Raw genomic sequence first — 17,163 nt, forward strand, 5'->3', positions numbered from 1 at the left:
GGGGCTCTGCCCCGCTGCTCTCCGCTGCACGCTTACAACGCCTGCAATTCCTCATCCTTGTTGCGCTTCTCCACCGGCGCTGCCGGCGGCGGGGTCATCATCACCGCCGGGCTGGTCTCGGCCGGTACATCCAGGAACGGCAGGCGCAGGGCGTCGCTGGTCTGGCGGCGGATCTCGTTGGTCAGGGCCGGGCTGTCATTGAGCTTGCGCCCATAGGACGGCACGATCTGCGCCAGGCGCGCTTCCCAGCCAGCGGCCATCTGTTCGGGGAATGCTTTCTTGAGCAGGTCGAGCATGATCGGCGGCGAGGTCGAAGCACCGGGCGAAGCCCCGAGCAGGGCGGCCAGGGTGTGGTCCTTGTCGGTCACGACCTCGGTGCCGAACTGCAGCACGGCGCCCTTTTCCGGGTCGCGCTTGATGATCTGCACGCGCTGGCCGGCGGTCACCAGCACCCAGTCTTCGCGCTTGGCATTGGGGAAATACTTGACCAGTTCGGCCTGGCGGTCGTCATCGTTGAGGCGGGCCTGCCCCATCAGGTACTTCACCAGGTCCAGGTTCTCCAGGCCCACGTCGAGCATGCCGGCCACGTTGTTGTGGTTGACCGAGGAATACAGGTCGAACCAGGAGCCGTGCTTGAGGAACTTGGTGCTGTACAGAGCGAACGGCCCGAACAGGACCACCGGCTTGCCGTCCAGCTTGCGCGCATCCAGGTGCGGCACCGACATCGGCGGGGAGCCGGTTTCGGCCATGCCATAGGCCTTGACGCTGTGGCGGCTGGCGATGGCCGGGGACTTGAAGGCCAGGAACTGGCCACCGACCGGGAAGCCCGCGTAGTTCTTCGATTCGGGAATGCCCGACAGCTGCAGCAGCTTGAGCGCGGCGCCGCCGGCGCCGATGAACACGAAGCGCGACTTGAGGGTGGACTCGGTACCGGCGTTGAGGTCCTTGACCGTGACGTTCCAGGTCTTGTCGTCGTTCTGGCGCAGCGCGCGTACTTCATGTTCCAGGTGCAGGCTGAAATTCGGGTTGCGCTGCAGGCCGGCGGTCAGCTGGCGGGTGATCACGCCGAAGTTGACGTCGGTGCCCAGCGGCATCCAGGTGGCGGCGACCTTCTGCTTCGGGTCGCGGCCTTCCATCAGCAGCGGGGCCCAGGCCTTGATCTGCGCCGGGTCTTCGGAGTACTGCATGCCGTAGAACAGCGGGTTCTTGACCAATGCCTGCTGGCGCTTGTGCAGGTAGGCGATGTTGTCATCGCCCCACACGAAGCTCATGTGCGGGGTGGCGTTGATGAAATCGGTCGGCTGGCTCAGCCGGCCTTCCTTCACCTGGTGCGACCAGAACTGGCGCGAGATCTCGAACTGCTCGGCGATGCTGACCGCGCGTTTGGTCTCGATGCTGCCGTCGGGCAGTTCCGGGGTGTAGTTCAGTTCGGCGAAGGCCGAATGCCCGGTGCCGGCGTTGTTCCAGCCATCGGAGCTTTCCAGGGCCACGCCGTCGAGGCGTTCGAACACCTGGATGTTCCAGTCTGGCTGCAGTTCCTGCAGGAAGGTGGCCAGGGTAATGCTCATGATGCCGCCGCCGACCAGCACGACGTCGACCGGCTTGTCATTGCCCGCGGCCGGAACCGAACGCTGGTGCAGGGGCCAGTACAGGAACACGGCCGCTGCGATCAGCAGCAGGGCGAACAGGGCGAGGACTGTCTTTGCAATCCTGCCGCGACCGGCACGCTTGGCCGGGCGTGCTTCGGAATGCGGTGCTGCGCCGTCCGAAGGCGTTCCAGACGATCTCGTCATGGGAATTCTCTTTTATGGGGCGATGGGGGCAGGATGACGACGCTCCGGGGAAGAAGCGTGAAGAAACAGGCTCTTGGCGCATCCAGGGCTCCAATTTTAGCCCTTTCCGGTACGGATTTGGTGCAACGCAGCATCACGCTGGCCGAACCTCTCGCCTTTCCCGGATGGCTGCCCCAATCCGCACCGTAGAGCCACGCCCTGCGTGGCTGCCCCGATCAGTCCACCCCCAACGTGAAGTACTCCGCCAGGAAGTACCCACACTGATAGATCAGCGCCACCAGCGCCAAGCCAAGGTGCACCTGTCGCGAACGGCTGGCGATGCCGATGCCGGTGATCACCAGCATGATCCCGGCGTGCAACGGGTAGGCGTCCCCCAGCATCTGCCAGCGGCTGTGGCCCTTGATCGCGGTGTCGCCCAGGTCCAGCACCGTCACCAGGGCCAGCATGCCGAAGAACCCGGCGCGCCGCTGCAGCAGGTACTGCTCGTAGCTGCCGTACTCGCGCAGGTCGTCGGGGAACAGCAGCACGCACAGCATGTACCAGCTGGCGCAGTAGGCGATCACGAACAGGTACAGGCCGAAGGTCCACTGCCGCACTTCGCCCAGGCGGAATTCCCACCACCAGAAGGTCACCACCGACACCAGCGTCCACAGCACCCAGCACAGGTGGATGCCCGACCACCCGCCGCGCCGGGCCGGGTGCTCGATGATCGAGGCCAGGCCCCTGACCAGGGTGGTAATGCTCAAGCCGAGGATGATGCTGAGCACCACGCGGATATGCAGGTAGACCGGGTCCGATTCCATAGACAACCCAACAGGCGGGGATGTCCCATCCTGCAATGGCGACGGTCATCCTGTCGTGCAGACCGGTGCCGATGCCGAGCCAGGTCCCCGTCAACGCTTCCTGCGCACCAGCGTCGCAGACGCTGCCAGCACCGCCTGGGTCAACAGCGCCATGGTCTGCACATCGCCCTTCCAGTGCTGCCAGTACAGCGGCACGTCTTCCCACGCGCGCTGCTTCATCAGCACCAGCCGCCCGGCGTCCAGGTGCCGCTTCACCAGTGGCAGCGGGTTCATGGTCCAGCCCAGGCCGCCCAGGTTGGCCTGCACGAACGCACGCGTGGACGGAATCCACCAGGTCGGCGCGGTCATCGGCAGGTCTTCGCCGGCCAACCTGCGGGCGAAGCGCGCCTGCATGTCGTCCTTGCGGTTGAACACCAGCACCGGGGCCTGGGCAAGGGACTGTGCGTTGACCCCCTTGGCAAAGTACTTTTCGTGGAACGCCGGCGTGCAGGTAGCCGCATAGCGGATGCTGCCCAGCGCATGGATCTGGCAGCCCTGCACCGGTTCGTCCAGCGTGGTCACCGCGCCCAGCACGGCGCCCTGGCGCAGCAGGGCCACGGTGTGGTCCTGGTCTTCCAGGCGCAGGTCCAGGGTGGTGCCGGTCTGTCCGGCAAAGCGCAGCGCTGCATCGGTGAACCAGGTTTCCAGGCTGTCGTGGTTGACCGCCACCGGAATGCTGGCATGCGGCAGGTCCTCATCGGCAATGCCCATGCGGTGCAGGGCATCGTGCTCCAGCAGCGCGGTCTGCTCGGCCAGCTGCACCAGCACCTGGCCCTCCGGCGTGGCCACGGCGGGCGAGGACCGCTTTACCAGCAGCCGCCCGACGCGGTCCTCCAGCGCCTTGACCCGCTGCGACACTGCCGAGGCAGTGACATTGAGCGATTGCGCGGCACGGTCGAAGCTGCCCTCGCGGATCACCGCCGCCAAGGCGCGCAGCTGGGCATGGTCGATGCGCATGGGATTAAGCTCCGCTAAAGATGGTTAAGTAAGTTTAGCTCTACTTTTTCATGTTGCGGCGCGACAATACGCGCCATCCGGTGCTGTACGCCTTGGCGAGGCACCGCTCCCCCGCACGACAGGTAGCAACCATGTTCTCCTTCATTTCCGGCGGCCCCGGTCTGGCCGCGTGGTTCAGTGGCGCCGCCGCCGGCATCGGCCTGTTCGCCGTGGTCGGCGCGCAGAGCGCCTTCATCCTGCGCCAGGGCATCCTGCGCAGGCACATCGTGCCGGTCGTGGCGACCTGCGCGGCGATCGATGCGGTCTTCATCTTCGCCAGCGTGGCCGGGCTGAGCACGCTGACCCGCGCGCTGCCGTGGCTGACCACCGTGGTGCTGTGGGGCGGCGTCACCTTCCTGGCCTGGTACGCCTGGCAGTCGGCGCGCCGCGCGCTGGCCGGTACCGGTGGCATGCAGGTGGACGACACCGACAACAGCTCGCGCCGCGCGGTGCTCACCGCCGCGGTCGGCTTCTCGCTGATCAACCCGCATTTCTGGCTGGACATGATGGTGATCGGGTCGATCGCCGACAACTTCGGCAACGCGCGCATGGCCTTCGCCGCCGGCGTGGTCACCGCCAGCTGCCTGTGGCTGACCGCCCAGGGCCTGGGCGCGCGCATGCTGGCGCCGCTGTTCACCAAACCCCGTACCTGGCGGATCCTCGACGGCAGCATCGCCGTGATCCTGTCCATCCTGGCCCTGAGCCTGGCGTTCCGCGGCGTGCATTGATCTCTCTCTCTCTCCGTCAATGCATGTCCAAATGGCACCGTTCGCGGTGCCATTTTTCTTTCTGGAGTCGCAAACGTTCGGGAACGTCGCTACTGGCCCGCCCTGCGCCGAACTGTCTAGAATCGCCGGATCACGGACAAGACGTCTGGACGAAGGGGGAAGGATGCAGTACTCGAAATGGGCGGCCCTGGCCGTCGTGGCAGCGCTGTGTGCGCCGGTGGGGCAGGTGGCAGCTGCCGGCCTGGATCTGGAACACTATCTCAAGCGCGATACGTTCAACGACATCAAGCTGTCGCCGGGCGGGCAGTACTACGCCGCCACCGTGCCGATGGAAGACCGCACCGCGCTGGCCATCCTTGATCGAAAGGAAGGCAAGGTGGTCGGATCGTTCGTGCCGCCGCGCAACAACCATGCCAGCAGTTTCTACTGGGTTACCGATGACCGCGTCCTGATCGGCCTTTCCGAGAAGTTCGGTTCACTCGACCAGCCGCAGCTCACCGGCGAGCTGTACGCCATGAGCGCCAAGAGCGGCCGCGGCGAGCTGCTGGTCGGCTACCGCGTGGAAGGCAATGGCCCCGGCACCCGGATCCAGCCGAAGAAAGTCGAGGCGGTGGCCGCCTTCCTGATCGATTCCATGCCGCAGGAAGAGCGCAATGTGCTGGTGTCGGTGTGGCCGTTCTCCAATGACCCGTTTACCCGGGTTGACCGTCTGGACGTCACCAGTGGCCGCCGCCAGACCGTGGCCCGCTCGCCGGTACGCAATGCCAGCTTCGTCAGCGACCCGAGCGGACAGATCCGCTTTGCGCATGGTGCCGGCACCGACAACGTCAACAAGCTGTACTACCGCGAGGCCAGCGGCGACAACTGGAAGCTGGTCAACGACGAAGCCGTTTCCAAGCGCATCGAAACCGCGCTCGGTTTCTCCGAAGACGGCAGGACCGCCTACCTGAAGGTGCAGCAGGCCGATGGCCCGGACACGATCGTGACCTGGAACCCGACCACCGACAAGCGCGCCACCCTGCTGCGCGATCCGGTGGTGGACCCGGCAGAGCTGCTGTACCGGCCGGGTACCCGCGTTCCCGTCGGGGCGCTGTACCTCGGTGACAAGCCGCGCACCCGCTTCTTCGATGAGAACTCGGCCGACGCGCGCCTGTACCGCAGCCTGGAGGCGGCCTTCGCCGGCGAAGCGGTGCTCATCACCTCCAGCACCCGCGATGGCCGCCAGGTGCTGGTGCAGACCTGGTCGGGGCGCAACCCCGGCGATTTCTACATCTTCGATACCGTGGCCAAATCGGCCGACCACCTGATCAGCCGCAGCAACTGGGTCGACCCGGAGCGCAACGCCAAGGTGCAGCCCTTCGTGTTCAAGGCGCGCGACGGCATGGAGCTGCATGGCTACCTGACCGTACCCGCCGCCGCCGGGGCGAGGCCACCGATGGTGGTGGTGCCGCATGGCGGCCCGTTCGGCGTGTTCGACGACGGCAGTTACGACACGGAAGCGCAGATGCTGGCCGATGCCGGCTATGCGGTGTTGCAGGTCAACTTCCGCGGCTCGGGCAACTTCGGCCGTGCCTACCGCAGCGCGGGCGCGCAGCAATGGGGCGGCGCGATGCAGGATGACGTCACCGATGCCACCCGCTGGGCGATCGCCCAGGGCCACGCCGATGCCTCCCGGATCTGCATCTACGGGGCTAGTTACGGCGCGTACGCGGCCATGGTGGGGGCGGCCCGCGAGCCGGGACTGTACAAATGCGCTGCCGGCTACGTTGGCGTGTACGACCTGCCGATGATGCATACCACTGGCGACGTGCAGCGCAGCGGCTCGGGCAGCACCTATCTCAAGGAGTGGCTGGGCAGCCCCGCCCAGGTGGCGGAAGTGTCGCCGGTCAACTTCGCCGAGCGCATCAAGGTGCCGGTGTTTCTGGCCGCAGGTGGTGAAGACGAGCGTGCCCCGATCCAACACACCAAGCGCATGGAAGCGGCGCTGCTCAAGGCCGGAACGCCGGTCGAATCGCTGTATTACCCCAACGAGGGCCACGGGTTCTACACCGACCCGCACCGCCGTGAGTACTACGGCAAGCTGCTGGCCTTCCTGTCGCGCAGCTTGGGCGGCAAGACGGCGGGCGCAGTGGCTGCTGCATCGCCCTGAGCGGAGCGGCAGTGAACACGAACGGCACCTGCGGGTGCCGTTTGTCTTTATGGCGGCAGGCAGATGGCGCCGCGTGCGCGGTTCCGCCTAGAATCGGCAACCCGGACAGGGGGGCCGGACCAAGGGGGGAAGGATGCGCAGGAAACTGATGGCCGCGTTGCTGGGCGCCGGCTGTGCGTTGCTGTCGGCGGGGGCCGGCGCGGTGGATCTGGAACGCTACCTGCGCGACGATGCGTTCACCAACATCAAGATTTCGCCCGACGGCACCTACGTGGCCGCCAGCGTGCCGCTCGAAGACGCGACCGCCATCGCGATCCTGCGCACGGCCGACATGGCGCTGGTCGGCTCGTTCCGCCCGCCGCGCGACAACCACGCCGGCAGCTTTGACTGGGTCAGCAACCAGCGCCTGGTGATCGGTCTGGCGCAGAAGTGGGGCCGCCTGGACAAGCCCCGCCCGACCGGCGAGCTTTACGGCATCAACGCCGATGGCAAGGGCGGCGAGCTGCTGGTCGGCTACCGCGTCGGCGGGCTCAACGACAGCCAGGTGTCGGCCTTCCTTACCGATGAGCTGGCCGACGACGAGCGCAACGTGCTGATTGCCGTGTGGCCGTTCGCCGAGAACCCATACACCCGCATCGAACGCATGGACGCGGTCACCGGGCGACGGATCATCGTGGCCCGCTCGCCCGTGCAGGGCGCCTACTTCACCACCGACAACACGGGTGAAGTGCGTTTCGCCCTCGGTTCGGGCTCGGACAACGTGCAGAAGCTGTACTACCGGGTGCAGCGCGGCGATGACTGGGTGCTGCTCAACGACGAAGCGATCAGCAAACGCATTGAGAAGCCGCTGGGCTTCTCGGCCGACGGCAGCCTGGCCTACCTGTGGATCGAGCAGACCGATGGCCCCGATGTCATCGTGAGCTGGAACCCGCAGACCAACGAACGCCACACCCTGCTGCGCGATGACGTGGTGGATCCGGGCCTGGTGATTTACCAGCCGGGCACCCGCGTGCCGGTAGGCGCGCTGTATTACGGCGACGTGCCACGTGCGCGCTTCTTCGACGACACCTCCAGCACCGCGCGGTTGTACCGCAGCCTGCAGGCGGCATTTCGCAGCCCGGTGTACATCACTTCCAGCACCCGCGATGGGCGGGTGGTGCTGGCGCAGACTTGGTCGGGCAGTAACCCGGGCGACTTCTACCGCTACGACACCATGGAGAAAAAGGCCAAGCTGCTGGCCAGCCGCAGCAGCTGGATCGACCCGTCACAGAGCGCGCAGGTGCGCCCGGTGGCGTTGAAGGCGCGCGACGGCCTGCCGTTGCATGGCTTCCTGACCGTGCCCAACGGCAAGGACGCGCGCAGGTTGCCGATGGTGGTGGTGCCGCATGGCGGACCGATCGGTGTGTTCGATGACGGCGGCTACGAGCACGAGACGCAGCTGCTCGCGGCTGCAGGGTATGCGGTGTTGCAGATCAACTTCCGCGGCTCATCCAACTACGGGCGCGCGCACACCGCTGCCGCCAGGCACCAGTGGGGCCTGCGCATGCAGGATGACGTGACCGATGCCACGCGGTGGGCGATCGAGCAGGGCATCGCCGATGAGAAACGCATCTGCATCTATGGCGCCAGTTATGGTGCGTATGCCGCGATGATGGGCACCATCCGCGAACCCGGCCTATACCAGTGCGCGGCCGGTTACGTGGGCATCTATGACCTGCCGCTGATGTTCGAACGCGGCGACATCCAGAGCGATCGTTCCGGGCTGACCTACCTGCGCGACTGGCTGGGCACGCCGGAAGCGCTGGCTGGGCGTTCACCGGTGAACCTGGCGGGGCAGGTGAAGGTGCCGGTGTTCCTGGCGGCCGGTGGCGAAGACAAGCGCGCCCCGATCCAGCACACCAGGAAGATGGAAGCGGCGCTGCGCCGCGCCGGTAGCCCGGTCGAAAGTCTGTACTACAAGAGCGAGGGGCACGGCTTCTACACCCAGGAACACCAACGCGAGTACTACACCCGCCTGCTGGCCTTCCTGTCGCGCAGCCTGGGCGGCCAGGCCGCGTCGGCCTCGACGCCGGCACAGCCGTAACCGACACCGGGGGGCATTGCCGCCCCCCGGCGTAACACCGCGCCCGGTCAGAACGCCATGCGCACCTGCATCTGCGCCTGCACGTCGCGAACGCCCATCAGCCGCTCAGCCATCAAGGCGCCGCCAAAATCGGCACGCAGAACGCGAAGGTCCGCACCGAGCATCACCCGGTAATCCAGCCCCGAAGGTGCCAACCCCGGCACCGCGAACGCATGGTCGCCTGCGCCGTGCAGCGTCGCCTGGCGCATGTCGGCGCGATACGCCGCCGACCCGAACATCGCCGCATCACCACGCAGCGTCCAACCCTTGCCCAGGCGACCGCTGAAGGCGGTGCCCAGCTCCAGCTGCACACCGCTGCGCGTCCCCGCGCCGACCGAAAGGCCCAACGCATCGGCGCCGTACTCATGGAACGCAGCTTCGCGCGCGTGGTACGCCGTGGCCCCCAGGCGCGGCTGCCAACGCAGCCCGGCGCCGCCCAGCTCCATGCTGAGCATGCTGCCCAGCCGGGCGCGTGACAGCGCGCGCTGGCTGTGTGCGCTGACGCGCGTGCTGCCCCAGTGCAGCTGGCGCTGGCCGTCGGTCTGGTGCCATTCGTTGCCGAGCGTGTGCTGCAGGGTGAACGCCCCCATCGACTGGGCCATGCCGATACCGGCAAAGCGCGACTGCGAGCGGGTCTGGCCACCATCGGTGGAGAAGTCCGAACCGAGCAGGCCGGTGCTCAGCTGCAACTGCCGGCCGCCGCCCAGCGACATCGCCATCTGCATGCCGGTGCCCACGCCCTGCACGCCGGAGGCGCTGGCCGAGCCCGGGCCGAAGGCCACCATGCGGTAGCCGCTGGCGGGCGTGGCGCGGGCCATGCTCGACCAGAACGCGTCGCCGTTGGCGGTCAGGCGCATGCCGGCCACGGCCAGGCCGGCACCGGACAGCTGGTTCAGCGCGTGGTTGAACTCGGCGGCGCTGGCCACTTCCAGGCTGTGGTACAGCGCATTGCCTGCGTAGCCGGCTTCCAGTGCGGCGGCAATGCCATGTGTGTTGGCATCGGCCAGCTCGCGGTAGTCGTTGCGGGTCATCACCACGTCGACATTGCCTGCCGCGTCGCGCTCGGCCTGGGCCTGCCAGACCACCGTGGCGCTGCTGATGTTGTGCTCGCCGCCGTCTGCGCCCACGAACACCTTTTCCAGACGGATCTGCGAGGCGTCGGTGCCGCGGGTGAAGCCGGTATCCACGTTGACGTCGGACAGTTCGCCGCCTTCGTGCAGCACCATCTGCCCGGCGCTGCCGTCGGCGTTGGTGCCCACGGTATAGCCGCTGATGCCACGCGGCGCCTGCCAGCCCAGGTCCGGGGCTGGGTGGTCGGCGTCCTGGGTGGGCAGGTCGGCATGGATGCTGCTGCCCGTGCCGAACACGTTGACCTGCCCGTTGTTGATCAGCCGCCCGCCGCCGGTGGCGCCCATGCTGAAGGCGTGCGAGTTGTTGGCGTGGATGTTGATCACGCCGCCACGGCGGTTGTTGAGCGTGGCCGAGCCGTCGGACTGCATCGCGACCATGTTCTGGCCGTTGTTGCCGCCGGCCACGCCCAGGTTGATCACGCCGTCGTTGATCACGGTGGCACCGCGCGCGCCGGACATTGCCACTGCGCCTTCGCCGGTGACGGTCAGGGTGCCCTGGTTGAGCAGGGTGGCCTGGCCGCCTTCGGCGTGCAGCGCCGATTGATGGCGGGCGCTGCTGGTGATCCGCCCGCCCATGCGGTTGATGCCGGTGCTGGCATGGCTGTCGGCCACCAGGGTCAGCACCCGGGCATTGCCGTCCAGCGTGATCTGGCCGTGGTTGTCGAACGCTTCGATCGGATCCCGCTCATTGCCAACCCGTGCGGTCACCGCATGCACCAGCGCGCCCTGGTTGAGGGTGCCGCTGGCGGTGACGGTGCCGTGGTTGTCGAACCCGGCCATGCCGCTCAGCGCAAAGCCGCCGCCATTGACGATGAGGCTGGCGTTGCGGCGACGCTCGCCGTTGTCGAATTCGCTCTCGCCGGTGAGGGTCACCAGGGTATCGCGCAGGTCCATGCTGCCCAGGTTTTCAATCTCCGAGTCGCCGTCGACACCGATGCTGGCACCCTGCGCGGTCAGGGTGCCATGGTTTTCCAGGCTGCCGTCGCGCTGCAGGCGCAGCTCGCCCTGCAGCTCCAGCCGGCCATGGTTTTCCAACTCGCCGTCGTTTTCCAGCAGCAGGTGCGCAGCCTGGCCGATGCGCAGGGTGCCGGTGTTGCGCAGATGCCCGTCATTGCGCACGGCCAGGGTGCCGGCGGTGACATGCAGGGTGCCTTCGTTGCGTGCGTTGCCGACCACGCGGGTTTCCACGTTGCGGTCCCAGTTCACATCGCTGCCCGGGGCGGCAAGGTGCTGGTTGCCGCCGTACTGGCCGCCTTCGCTGCCGGGCGGGTTGCCACCGCCGCCGCTGCCACTGTCACCACCGCCTCCACCGCCTCCACCGCCCGCCGCTGCAGCGGCACCGCCGGCCAGGGCCAGGCCACCGATCAGCCAGCCACTCATGCCGCGCGATTCACCGTCGCTGTCGTCGCACTGCAGGTGGTCGGGCGTGGCCTCGCAATCGACGTCGTCGTCGGCGAAAGCGGGGGTGGCAAAGGAACTGCACAGGGCAAGTGCGACAAACACGGCCAGCGGCCGACGGGTGGGAACAACGGGTGACATTGAAAACTCCATGGACACATCAGGGAAGACGCGCACCTGCGTCGGGCAGGTCTGCACGTTGGGAGCGCCATGGTGGTGAGCGGTCACACGGGTGTATCTACAACTTGTTTCAACACCGGAAATGTGTGACTGGGTCGGATGGTGTTAAGAACCGTTTATATGCAAGGCAGGAGACATCTGCCGTGCTGGAAACGACCACGGCACCCGCAGGTGCCGTGGTCGTGTCGATGCGACGATGCGTTTACTTGACGCCGTGCATCATCCGTTTCAACAACGGCGAGCCGGCCAGTGCCACCGCGGCGCATCCCAGGCCGATCCACATCAGCAGCCAGAACAGGTGCTCGTAGCTGGCGGCGGCAGCGGCGATGTTCATGGATTCGCCTTCGGGTACCTCGATCGCGGCCAGCTTGCCGAACAGCGCGGCCAGGGTTTCGGAGAACGCGGTGGCCAGGAACCAGGTGCCCATCATCAGGCTGACCACGCGCGGCGCGGCCAGTTGGGTAACGGCGGACAGGCCCACCGGAGAGAGGCACATTTCGCCGATCTCCAGCACCAGGTAGGCCAGCACCAGCCACCACACGCTGGCCATCTGGCCGGTACTGCCGACCTGCTGGGCAGCCAGCGCGAGCGGGATGAAGGAGAGTGCGGCGAATACCAGGCCGAGCGAGGATTTGACCGGTTTGGAGGGGTCCAGGCGGCGCTTGTCCAGCCAGGCCCACAACACCGCGAACAGCGGCGCGAGCACGACCAGGAACAGGCCGCCCAGGTACGTCAGCGAGCCGGCGGTCTGCGGAATCACCAGGCAGTCGCGGATCAACAGTACCAGCATCAGGGCGACGATGGCGATGAACAGGTTGCGCGGCGCGGACGAGCCGGGGCGGCGCTCTGACAGGCGCGCGGCCACCACGAAGCCGAGCGGCGCCAGCAGCAGGGAGGCGATCGACCACGGGATCGGGGTGCCGCCCTGGATCACCAGCGCGGGGACCAGATCCTTGGTGAGCATGCGGTCGGTGAACGTGACCCAGGAGCCATAGGTCTGTTCGTAGAGGGTAAAGAACACCAGGGCCATGAAGATCAGGGCCATCAGGGCGATCATCTGCTGGCGTTGCACGGGCGTGCAGCGGGTGCCGGTGAACCAGGCGAACCAGAGCAGCACACCGCCAAGCACGACGACCATGAGCAGCAGGGCCAGGCTGATTTCGCCGCCGATGGCGAAGGCACCGTTGGCGGCGGACCACATCAGGGCGGCCACGGGAATGACGCCGAGCACGGCGATGCCGTAGATCAGCCCTTCGCGCGGAATGCCGGCAATGCGCTGGCGCAGGGCGGCCACGTTGGTGGGTTCGGCGTGGCCCTGCAGGTATTTCTGGCCCCACAGGAACATGGCCAGGCCGATGACCATGCCGATGCCGGCGGCGCCGAAGCCGTACTTCCAGCCATACGCTTCGCCGAGGAAGCCGCAGACCAGGGAGGCGAACAGGGCACCCAGGTTGATGCCGGCATAGAACAGGGAGAAGCCGGAATCGCGGCGCGGGTCGCCTTCGGGGTAGAGCTTGCCGACGATGGTGGAGATGTTGGGCTTGAGGAAGCCGACGCCCATGATGATCAGGGCCAGCGAGAGGTAGGTGATGCCAAGGGCGGCATCATCGCGGACCACCTGGCCATCGATGCGGGCGGCGGCGTGCCCTTCGAAGGCCATGCCGAGATGGCCGAGCACGAGCAGGACACCGCCGAATACCACGGCTTTGCGCATGCCGAGCCAGCGGTCGGCGAGCAGGCCGCCGAACACGGGAATGCAGTAGACCAGGCCACCGTAGGCACCCAGCAGGTCCAGGCCGGCCTTGTCGCCGAACAGATGGTACTTGGTGAGGTACAGCAGCAGCAGCGCCTTCATGCCGTAGAAGGAGAAGCGCTCCCACATTTCGGTGAAGAAGCAGACATAAACGCCCTTGGGGTGGCCAAGGAAGTCGTCGGTAGTGGGCAGGGCGGTGGTGGTCATCGGGTGATATGCGACAAAACTGGTCGCGATTATCACCTCATCGGCGTGTTCGGCGCGGCGGCCGCGTTGTCGTTGATCGGGCGCGCGGGGCGCGCAGGGGTAACGGGGCACGCGTGAATCCATCCATGGAGCTCTTCGCAGCTCCTGCTGCTCAAGGCCCCGTTACCCCTGCACGCCCCGGCCCCCCGGACATCGTCGTCGTCGGTACGGAAATCCAAGGCAGCCACCGCTCTACCAACCATCACCTGGCTCATAGGCGTAGGGACACGCCATGCGTGTCTGCCGTTCGCCTGCACGCGCGGAAACCGTGTCGGGGCGTTACAGATACCGCAACCACACCAGGTCCTTGCGCCGGGCCTTCAACCGCGCGAACGCGCGGGTCGGCCAGTACAGCGCCAGCGCCAGCACGGCGGTGATCACCCACAGCACCCAGACGTGATCCACGCCGAAGTACGCGCCGTGGGTATGGCCCCAGCGGGCTTCGGCGGCGACGTACAACACTTTCAGCACGTACAGGTGGACCAGGTAGAAGAACATCGGCGCGGCACCGACGTTGGCCAGCGGGGCCAGTGCCTGCGCCACGCGCGGCTGCTCGTACAGGCACAGCAGCAACAGGCCGATGCCGAGCGTGAGCAGCAGGAACAGCAGGGACGGCGGGTACTTGGTGACATTGAGGAAACTCATCGTGGCCTGCAGGGTGCTGCCGAACGACTGCCACGGCGCATCGCCATAAAGGTTCAGGGCGCGCAACAGCATGAAGCCCAGTACGGCACCCCCGCCGGCCCACACCAGGCGCCGCCGGCGCCGGGCAGGGTCGCCGTTGCGGGCGAACCACGGGCCCAGCGTGTAGCCCAAGGCGATCACGGCGATCCACGGCAGCACGGGATACGAGGTGCGCAGGCGCAGCGTGTCGCTGACGTCGATCCAGTCGCGCTGGTGCAGGACCTTCCACAGCACGGCCAAGGGGCCACCGCCGTTGACGTGCACGCCGTCCAGCAGGTTGTGCCCGGCGATCACCGCCAACGCCAGGGCGGCCAGCATGCCGCGCGGCAGCCAGAGCAGGCCGGCCAGGGCGACCATGCTGATGCCGATGGCCCAGATCACCTGCAGGTAAAGCACGCTGGGCGGGAACTGCAGGGTCCAGGCGAAGCTCACCACGGTCAGTTCCAACAGGATCAGGAACAGGCCGCGCTTGAGCAGGAACGCGGATGCGGCGCGGCGCGGGTCGGGCTGGCCGCTGCCGTACAGCCAGGCCGACAGGCCGGTGAGCAGCACGAATACCGGGGCGCACAGATGGGCGAGCAGGCGGCTGGCGAACAGCGCCGGCTCGATCTGGTCCACCGCCATCGGGTCGGGCACCTGCTGGTGCAGGTAGAAGGTTTCGCGCACGTGGTCCAGCAGCATCAGCACGATCACGGTGCCACGCAGCTGGTCGATGGAGGTCAAGCGGGTGGAGGTGGGGGCCACGGGTGCGCTGATGGGCGGTGTGACAGGATATAACATTACAAATGTGTGTGCGGCGGCGGGGTGTGGGGTTTGCCGGTTTGGGTGGTTGGTCGGCTGCTCGCGGGGGCCGGCATCGCTTGGTCCGGCCAACGGCCGGGGCTACACGGGGGGGCCGGTATCGCTTGGTCCGGCCAACGGCCGGGGCTACACGGGGGGGGGCCGGTATCGCTTCGTCCGGCCAACGGCCGGGGCTACACGGGGCGCCGTTGGCGCCCCGGTATCGCCTTTGGCGATACGCCGTGCCGATGGCACGGCTTGCCTTGCACCGGCATGAACGCTAGGTTTGACGGGATTTTTACAGCAGGGGCTTCCATGAACGACGACGCTGCGCCCAAACAGCTCACTTTCCGCGCGGTGGTGCTTGCCATCGTGCTGGCAGTGATCCTGTCGGCGGCCAACGCCTACCTGGGTCTGTTCGCAGGCCTGACCATCGCCACCGCGATTCCCGCGGCGGTGATTTCCATGGGGGTACTGCGCCTGCTGGGCGGCGGCACGATCCTGGAAAACAACATCGTGCAGACCGGCGCTTCGGCCGGTTCGTCGATCGCCGCCGGTGTGATCTTCACGATCCCCGCGCTGGTGATCATGGGCTACTGGCCGGACTTCAAGTACTGGTGGGTGCTGGGCATCGCGGGCCTGGGTGGCCTGCTGGGCGTGCTGTTCTCGGTGCCGCTGCGGCGTTCGATGATCGTTGAAGACCCGCTCCCGTTCCCGGAAGGCAAGGCTGCCGCCGAAGTGCTCAAGGCCGGTGAGAACCCGGGCCCGGGCCTGAAGATCCTGGCGGTGTCGGCGGTGATCGGTGCAGCCGTCAAGGTGGCTGCCGCCAGCGGCATGCGCCTGATCCCGGATGCGTGGGCCACCTCGGCTTACGTGGGCAGTTCCAAGATCACTGCCTTCATCGGCACCAACCTGTCGCCGGCGCTGCTTGGCGTGGGTTACATCGTCGGCCTGAATGTCGGCATCGTGGTGGTATCCGGCTCGATCCTGACCTGGCACATCGCCATTCCGCTGTACCAGGCGTTCTTCCTGGGCACCGACCCGGGGCTGGCCGCGTCGATCGCCACCGCCTCGTCCACCGATGCAGCCTTCGCCATCTGGAGCGCGAAGATGCGCTACCTGGGCGTGGGCGCGATGCTGATCGGCGGCGTCTGGACGCTGATCTCGCTGCGCAAGTCGCTGCTCAGTGGCGTGAAAAGCGGCTTTGCCGCTGCGCGCAAGAGCGGCGGTCCCGTGCTGGCGCACACCGAACGCGACCTGCCGATGAAGTGGATGCTGGTGGCGCTGGTCGCCTTCACGCTGCCGCTGTTGGCGCTGTACCAGGCCATCGTGGGTCAGTGGCACGTGTCGATCCCGATGACCCTCATCATGATCGTCGCCGGCTTCCTGTTCGTCTCGGTCTCGGCCTACCTGGCCGGCCTGATCGGTTCGTCGAACAACCCGGTCTCGGGCATCACCATTTCCACCATTCTGTTCGCCTCGGCGGTGCTGGTGCTGCTGATGGGCAAGAGCGGGCTGACCCCGGTCGGCGTGGGCGGCGCCCCGCTGGGTGCGGTGGCGGCCATCATGATCGGCGCGGTGGTCTGCTGCGCCGCTGCGGTCGGCGGTGACAACCTGCAGGACCTCAAGGCCGGCTACATCGTGGGCGCCACGCCGTGGAAGCAGCAGCTGATGCTGGGCATCGGCGCGTTCTCGTGCGCGCTGATCATGGCCCCGGTGCTGAACCTGCTGGCGACCGCCTACGGCATCGGTGCGCCAACCGCCGAGCACCCCAACGCGCTGGCGGCTCCGCAGGCCAACTTGATGGCGTCGGTGGCCAAGGGGCTGTTCGGTGGCCAGCTGCCGTGGAGCTTCATCGCCATCGGTGCGGTGATCGGTGCGGCCATCATCGCCTTCGACAGCTGGCTGAAAGCGCGCGGCTCGCGTTTCCGCGTGCCGGTGCTGGCCGCAGCAATTGGTATTTACCTGCCGCTGGAACTGATGGTGCCTATTTTCCTGGGTGGCCTGATTTCCTACCTGGTCGAGCGCTTCCACAAGGTGCGTGCCGATGACGAAGAAGGCCGCGACCGCGTGCACAAGCCGGGCGTGCTGTTCGCCGCAGGCCTGATCACCGGTGAGGCCCTGATGGGTATCGCCATCGCCATTCCGATCGTGGTCAGCGGGCGCGCCGATGTGCTGGCGGTGCCGTTCAGCCTGCCGGCCGCGCAGTGGATCGGCCTGGCGGTGCTGTTCGTGGTGGGGTGGTTGATCTACCGGACCGGGAAAAAGGCGGTCGGGTCGGTCTGACTGCGGTTGTTGATCACGGCAAAGCCCCGCTTCGGCGGCGTTTTGTCGTTTCAGGGTGTCCAGGGACCGCGTTTGC

10 protein-coding genes are annotated in these 17,163 nt (G+C 67.0%); 4 read left to right on the forward strand and 6 right to left on the reverse strand.

Annotated features, from left to right (window positions below):
• Positions 1–32: 32 nt before the first annotated feature.
• The 3 genes from mqo to J7J08_RS01435 all read right to left on the reverse strand — a co-directional run bounded on the left by mqo (position 33) and on the right by J7J08_RS01435 (position 3,592).
• Complete coding sequence (gene mqo / locus J7J08_RS01425; protein WP_251006341.1) at positions 33–1,793, reverse strand: malate dehydrogenase (quinone); 1,761 nt, start codon at positions 1,791–1,793, stop codon at positions 33–35.
• A 215-nt stretch (positions 1,794–2,008) separates the two neighbouring features.
• Positions 2,009–2,596 carry a hypothetical protein gene (locus tag J7J08_RS01430; protein WP_214900806.1) on the reverse strand — a complete coding sequence of 196 codons (588 nt, stop codon included), beginning with the start codon at positions 2,594–2,596 and terminating at the stop codon, positions 2,009–2,011.
• A gap of 90 nt (positions 2,597–2,686) precedes the next feature.
• Positions 2,687–3,592 carry a LysR family transcriptional regulator ArgP gene (locus J7J08_RS01435; protein ID WP_214900808.1) on the reverse strand — a complete coding sequence of 302 codons (906 nt, stop codon included), beginning with the start codon at positions 3,590–3,592 and terminating at the stop codon, positions 2,687–2,689.
• A 131-nt stretch (positions 3,593–3,723) separates the two neighbouring features.
• Here J7J08_RS01435 and J7J08_RS01440 point away from each other — a divergent pair, with 131 nt between their 5' ends.
• The 3 genes from J7J08_RS01440 (at position 3,724) to J7J08_RS01450 (ending at position 8,591) form a co-directional block, all read left to right on the forward strand.
• Positions 3,724–4,359: a LysE family transporter gene (locus J7J08_RS01440; RefSeq protein ID WP_214900810.1), complete on the forward strand. Its 636-nt coding sequence runs from the start codon at positions 3,724–3,726 to the stop codon at positions 4,357–4,359.
• A gap of 163 nt (positions 4,360–4,522) precedes the next feature.
• On the forward strand, positions 4,523–6,508 hold the full coding sequence (locus tag J7J08_RS01445) for a prolyl oligopeptidase family serine peptidase (RefSeq protein ID WP_214900811.1): 1,986 nt from the start codon (positions 4,523–4,525) through the stop codon (positions 6,506–6,508).
• A gap of 133 nt (positions 6,509–6,641) precedes the next feature.
• Positions 6,642–8,591: a S9 family peptidase gene (locus J7J08_RS01450; protein ID WP_214900813.1), complete on the forward strand. Its 1,950-nt coding sequence runs from the start codon at positions 6,642–6,644 to the stop codon at positions 8,589–8,591.
• Positions 8,592–8,638: 47 nt separating this feature from the next.
• Here the strand turns inward: J7J08_RS01450 and J7J08_RS01455 are convergent, their stop codons facing one another.
• The 3 genes from J7J08_RS01455 to J7J08_RS01465 all read right to left on the reverse strand — a co-directional run bounded on the left by J7J08_RS01455 (position 8,639) and on the right by J7J08_RS01465 (position 14,801).
• Positions 8,639–11,299, reverse strand: a complete 2,661-nt coding sequence (locus J7J08_RS01455; protein ID WP_214900815.1) for a hypothetical protein — start codon at positions 11,297–11,299, stop codon at positions 8,639–8,641.
• Positions 11,300–11,540: 241 nt separating this feature from the next.
• Complete coding sequence (locus J7J08_RS01460; protein WP_214900817.1) at positions 11,541–13,298, reverse strand: oligopeptide:H+ symporter; 1,758 nt, start codon at positions 13,296–13,298, stop codon at positions 11,541–11,543.
• A 318-nt stretch (positions 13,299–13,616) separates the two neighbouring features.
• Entirely contained in the window at positions 13,617–14,801 is a 1,185-nt protein-coding gene (locus J7J08_RS01465) for a heparan-alpha-glucosaminide N-acetyltransferase domain-containing protein (protein ID WP_214900819.1), read from the reverse strand.
• A 315-nt stretch (positions 14,802–15,116) separates the two neighbouring features.
• Here J7J08_RS01465 and J7J08_RS01470 point away from each other — a divergent pair, with 315 nt between their 5' ends.
• Complete coding sequence (locus tag J7J08_RS01470; RefSeq protein ID WP_214900822.1) at positions 15,117–17,087, forward strand: oligopeptide transporter, OPT family; 1,971 nt, start codon at positions 15,117–15,119, stop codon at positions 17,085–17,087.
• Positions 17,088–17,163 lie beyond the last annotated feature (76 nt).

Origin of the sequence: Stenotrophomonas sp. ISL-67, from assembly GCF_018612915.1 — a bacterium.
Classification (GTDB): Bacteria; Pseudomonadota; Gammaproteobacteria; order Xanthomonadales; family Xanthomonadaceae; genus Stenotrophomonas.

Excerpts from the sequence above, each read along its gene's own strand:
- mqo (WP_251006341.1), bottom strand. The coding sequence starts at position 1,793 with ATGACGAGATCGTCTGGAACGCCTTCGGACGGCGCAGCACCGCATTCC.
- J7J08_RS01430 (WP_214900806.1), bottom strand. The coding sequence starts at position 2,596 with ATGGAATCGGACCCGGTCTACCTGCATATCCGCGTGGTGCTCAGCATC.
- J7J08_RS01435 (WP_214900808.1), bottom strand. The coding sequence starts at position 3,592 with ATGCGCATCGACCATGCCCAGCTGCGCGCCTTGGCGGCGGTGATCCGC.
- J7J08_RS01440 (WP_214900810.1), top strand. The coding sequence starts at position 3,724 with ATGTTCTCCTTCATTTCCGGCGGCCCCGGTCTGGCCGCGTGGTTCAGT.
- J7J08_RS01445 (WP_214900811.1), top strand. The coding sequence starts at position 4,523 with ATGCAGTACTCGAAATGGGCGGCCCTGGCCGTCGTGGCAGCGCTGTGT.
- J7J08_RS01450 (WP_214900813.1), top strand. The coding sequence starts at position 6,642 with ATGCGCAGGAAACTGATGGCCGCGTTGCTGGGCGCCGGCTGTGCGTTG.
- J7J08_RS01455 (WP_214900815.1), bottom strand. The coding sequence starts at position 11,299 with ATGTCACCCGTTGTTCCCACCCGTCGGCCGCTGGCCGTGTTTGTCGCA.
- J7J08_RS01460 (WP_214900817.1), bottom strand. The coding sequence starts at position 13,298 with ATGACCACCACCGCCCTGCCCACTACCGACGACTTCCTTGGCCACCCC.
- J7J08_RS01465 (WP_214900819.1), bottom strand. The coding sequence starts at position 14,801 with ATGTTATATCCTGTCACACCGCCCATCAGCGCACCCGTGGCCCCCACC.
- J7J08_RS01470 (WP_214900822.1), top strand. The coding sequence starts at position 15,117 with ATGAACGACGACGCTGCGCCCAAACAGCTCACTTTCCGCGCGGTGGTG.